This is a genomic window from Deltaproteobacteria bacterium CG11_big_fil_rev_8_21_14_0_20_42_23 (assembly GCA_002796345.1).
Taxonomy (GTDB): Bacteria; UBA10199; UBA10199; order 2-02-FULL-44-16; family 2-02-FULL-44-16; genus 1-14-0-20-42-23.
Genome location: PCXC01000028.1, coordinates 1 through 4,788 on the forward strand (window position 1 = coordinate 1; position 4,788 = coordinate 4,788).

At 40.8% G+C, this 4,788-nt stretch carries 4 protein-coding genes and 1 pseudogene (1 of these 5 only partly in view); 3 read left to right on the plus strand and 2 right to left on the minus strand.

The genetic code is table 11. From position 1 onward, the window contains the following. From COV43_02840 to COV43_02850, 3 genes are all read left to right on the plus strand, one after another. On the plus strand, positions 1-970 hold a 970-nt coding region (locus COV43_02840; protein ID PIR25945.1), incomplete at its 5' end, for a hypothetical protein. Between the two features lie 66 nt (positions 971-1,036). Further along, the gene (locus COV43_02845) at positions 1,037-1,804 is read left to right on the plus strand and encodes a hypothetical protein (GenBank protein ID PIR25946.1); all 768 of its coding nucleotides are present in this window, start codon (positions 1,037-1,039) and stop codon (positions 1,802-1,804) included. Between the two features lie 136 nt (positions 1,805-1,940). Further along, entirely contained in the window at positions 1,941-2,399 is a 459-nt protein-coding gene (locus tag COV43_02850) for a hypothetical protein (GenBank protein ID PIR25947.1), read from the plus strand. A gap of 5 nt (positions 2,400-2,404) precedes the next feature. On the opposite strand, the gene COV43_02855 is transcribed toward COV43_02850, so the two are convergent. Further along, entirely contained in the window at positions 2,405-3,967 is a 1,563-nt protein-coding gene (locus COV43_02855) for a hypothetical protein (GenBank protein PIR25948.1), read from the minus strand. A gap of 9 nt (positions 3,968-3,976) precedes the next feature. Beyond that, a pseudogene (locus tag COV43_02860) lies at positions 3,977-4,788 on the minus strand (hypothetical protein) (it continues 1,183 nt past the right edge of the window).

Consider the following 4,788-nt stretch of genomic DNA (forward strand, 5'->3'; position numbering starts at 1 on the left):
CTTTTTTCAACAACACCAAACCGTAAACCACTCTCATTACTCACTTCGATGTGCTCATGGAGGGTTTTTCAGGGGGGACTATATTACTCCACAAGAAGTAGAAAAACTTCGGGCTCAACTTGTCCATAAAGATGTTCCTTATGAATGCCAAGTACCAACAAAATATACAGGTCAAGATGTTTATTATTCACTTGAGACAGGTGAAGCCGAGAGCATGAGTCACAAAGACCTTATTCAAACAGCTTATGCTAAGGCAAAGGATAGCATCCACCTTTTAAAATTTAATGTAAAAGATGTTCGAAAGATGACTAAAGGAGAAACAATAGCTGTCGGCCCATTTGTAGAGGAGAAGACTCCACACAAGTCTGTTTCGAGACTGGAAACAGATAGCACCTTCACTCTTGATGATATCATTATTCGTGTCAAAATTAAGACCATGATTATACAGGAAAGATCGAATAATAAAACGATGTCATCATCGAATGATACAATTTTTTTTACTGCTACTAAAAAGGGAAAACCATATAAAACAAGTAAGCAACTGCAGCAGGCATTGTTGAAAAAAATCCCAAGGGAGTATTCCGATATTAGGACTTCAGAGGAAATCTATGATTATATCGGCCCATATAGAGAAGTCTCACTATTTGAAGATAAAACCTATCCACGCCTTCAGATGTTTTGGAGAAATGAAGGGGATAAAGGAGAGCTTTCTCTGCAGAAATCAGAAACAGAACTTGTTCGAAGTCGTTACGTAATAGACAGACTGAAAGAAGAATTGCAGAGCTTAAAAGCAGAATTTGCCCAAGGGCGTTCTGAAATGGAGAAAGTGAAGAGAAAATTGCTGGAATCAGAAGTGGAACTTACTCGAAGTCGTTACGTAATAGACAGACTGAAAGAAGAATTGCAGAGATCAAGGAGAGCCATAACGCTCCCACCACGCAAGTTTGATTCAAGTTGGTCAATAAATTAGGTTAATTAGTTATGAAAGCTAAGCTGAACGATACAATTTTTTTCAAAACAAAAAAAAGGAGACATTATGATATCACCTCTTTCGGGTTCAGGATTACTCTCAAGTTCTATGGCGTTAGCGAGAATGCCTCAACTTCAACCAGCTCATCATCCCATAATTTCCATGTCTAAGGGGGGTGTTGGGATAGTTGCGCAAGGTGCTTCAGCATATGCTCTTGTAAAAATGGATGCCTATCCGAAAGCTTTGGATGCTTTTTCAGGTGGCAGAGCTGGTCTCTTAGAGTGGGTGGGAACGAGTGATTATTTACTTTCATTGCCTCTTTCACTTGCAGGATTGGCAGCTGCTTATTTTGCTTTAGATGGCTTTACTTTGATGATGTCACATGTTATGGCTAGACTAGGAAGGCAAGAAAAGATTGGGCAAGAAATTTATTTTCGAAACGGTGGTTTTACATCAAATGCTACAGTGTTAAATCGATTTTTTGGAGAATCTGTATATCCCGTGGAAAGAGCTGCAGAGCTTGCAAACAGGCGCTCAGATCTTGTCTTTGTGAATGGCATTAAAGTGGTAGAAAGTTCACAGAATGAAGATACAGTGTGGGTTTCAAATGGTTCTGGTGCTATTCCGATAGTAAAACGTAGTAACATGATTAATGGCGTGTTTGATGGTCGAAGCGTACGTCTTGTACTTCCCGAAAGTATAAGTGTGGAATTTGATGAAACACCTAATACTCATTCTGGGCCTGAAGTGGGTAGTTCAGTGTATGTCTTTGGAAAAGCAACTGGTAATTATGGCGTACAAGTTCATCAGATGGGGTTAGCAATAAGAGAATGATTTAAATTAACTCCTTAGAATCACCTATCCAAAACGCCTCCGCACAATTGCTGGGGCGTTTTTTTATGCCTCTTGCTTCTTTCTGCAAATTTCGCTAGCCCTCATTATGACGGATAATCCGTAAAGTGAGGTGCTTATGACTACGTCAGTATCAGGGGCAAATCAGCTTGCGAAGATTTTTTCAGATGGAGAAGTAACCAAGGACGAAATGCCTGCATTGCTTCGCGTGTTGTGGCAGCAGCGGGCTGAAGATGAGGAGACGAGAACATCAGAGCCGTTTAAGTACGCGACGCATTTTGATGAAAGCAGTGTTCTCATACAAAAAACAAACAAGCTTTTGCAACCGGCCAGCCGCAACAAACTCAAACAAATTACTTTTTTTGCTACTGAAGCTCCGCATTCTTCATCGTCAGAAATTCCGGTGAAGACAATTGCAAGTATCGACTTTACTTATGTTTCCCAAGATCACCCCGATACAGCTTGTTCGGTGCAGACTAATATGAGCGTTTTCTTAGATGCAACAGGCAAAGAGTTGAGCAAGGAAGAGGAAGTAATTGTAATACGCGGTGCTCAAAAATGTTGGGGCAATATATAAAAAAATCATCTCCCAAAAGCTGTTTTCATCATCTTGAAGATATCAGTGTTGTCCATGAGAGCAGGAAAATTATTTTTGATGTCCGAAGTTTTTCCATAAGCAAAAACATCAACTGGAATATGCGTATGATTTCCAGTGGCCCATACAGAAAACGACTGCTCTGAAATGTAGTGTGCAAGCTTGTTTCCCACGTATTCAATTTCATCGGAACTTGAAAAAGGATTGGGATCATAATGTCCCGGCATTGGTTCATGAGCCTCTGATATAGTTAGTACGTCTTTTGCTTCTTCTTCAGAAAGAGTGTAAGCGCTGTTTGCTCTTATATTTTTCATGAGCAAATGCACTGCGGTTTTAAAATGTGTTTCCCACTCAGATGCATTTGCTTTGTCCGTTGATGAAAGCAGTTCAAGGGATGGATTGAGAATGGTATCAAAAGAACCAGTTTGCTGTTCAAAGAGGCGAAAAATATGTTGTGTTGGATTGTTGTAGCGCGCTTCATACATTTCATTTGAAGCCAGACGAACAGGTTTTGCTGCATGTTTATGATGCTGGTAGCTCATCGAAAAACCGCCAGTTTCATGATCGGCTGTTACCAGCAAAAGAGTATCTGGATGTTCATCTGCAAACTTCATTGCAACGGCAATAGCTTTGTCAAAATCAAGTGTCTCTTTCAGTTGTGTTGCAGCATCGTTACGGTGACCAGCAAAATCAATTTCACCACCTTCAATCATTATAAAAAATCCATTTTCATTTTGTGATAAATGCTTCAATGCCACTTCAGTCATTTCCGTCAAGCTTGGCAGAGCCGCAATCTGCTGGCGTTCTTGAATAAGAGGAAGATGTGTGTTTGCAAAAGTTCCCAAAATTTTTGATCCAAGTGGTAAAGCGTTAAGTTGATGTTTTGTACAGACAAAAGTGTATCCATTGTCCTTGGCTTGTGAAAGGAGACTAAGATAGTCCTTACGCTTACTTTTTCCTTCAAGAAGTGGATTTCTTTTTTCGCTTTTGCACTCGGGAATGCCTGAGAAGCTTTCACCCTGCGGTAAAAACTGTCTAGCTCCTCCACCAAGAAAAATATCTACAGCAGCTTCGTTTACGTATTGTTTTGCAATTTCATTTTCATTTTCACGGGAAACATTTGCTGAAGCAAAACTTGCAGGTGTTGCATGTGTAATTCTGGTGGTGCTCACAAGCCCAGTTGATTTTCCCATTTGCTTTGCGATACGCAAAATGGAAGTGCACGGTTTCCCATTTATATCTTTTCCAACCATGTCATTGTTTGTTTTTATCCCACATGCAAGAGCGGTAGCAGCAGCGGCAGAATCAGTAACAACACTGTCTGCGCTGTTTGTGCTTGCAACAGCGTGAAGACTTTTTTCATATAATTTTTCAAGGCTTAATTTTTCTTTGTCCGATTTCATCGCTTGACGATACATGATAGCTTGCGAAACTTGTTGAGGGCCCATGCCATCACCAATCATGAGGATAATGTTTTTTGTTTTTGCATGTGCTTGCGTTGATACAAGTAAAGCAAGCAAAAGACTAATCGTTGAAAATTGTTTTTTCATTTTGTTTCCTTATGAGATAGATGCACTTTCTTGAAGTGTTTGTATTTGAGGTTTCGTTTTAGATTTGAATGGGTTTCGGAGAACAAGATTGATCACTGGGCTTGCAACTGTAGCATACGCATCTCGAAGAGCTTGGTAAGATCTCCAACTTTTATATTTATAGAAAAGGAATTTTCCTAAGACCATTGCTCCCATTCCACTTGCTCCGATAAGCATTCCAAATGGACGGGTAATAGGTGAAGCGCTTAAAGCTGCGCCAGATGCGATGATGGCAGAAGTGGCGGCGCCAACGGAATAGTAATACACATTGTCAGCGCTGGATTCGTCTCCATTTAAAAAATCACCAGCAGCTTTTCGAAGTTCACGAACGTCGCCCAGAAAAGCAAGCCCCGGTCCAATAACAGTAGTGGTTAATACCGCAGCGGTGAGTAAATCGGGAATGGTATGGGCTCCGCTTAGAATGTTGAAGACATCGATGTTTGCCGCTTCACTTGCCCCAGCCTCAGCAGCTTTAGCTACCATTTCAGAATTGCTTACATCCGGCAGCAATGCTTTTGCTGCGTAGTATAATGCAGCTACTGAAAGCGCCATTTTTCCTGGAGCTTCAAAAGCACGAACAAGAGATGCCGTGCTTTCAGCACCAATTCTGCCTTTGCGGGAAGTAGGTGTTTCAAGTTTATTGAGATGGAAAGTGATTTCATCACTACTTGGAATGTTTGCAGCATCAGTAATTTTTGCTTTGGCTGTTTTACTCTCTTCCAAAACGGGAAGAGAAGTTTCGCCAGTAAGTTCCAACTCAAGCTGCATCAGTCTTTGAATTC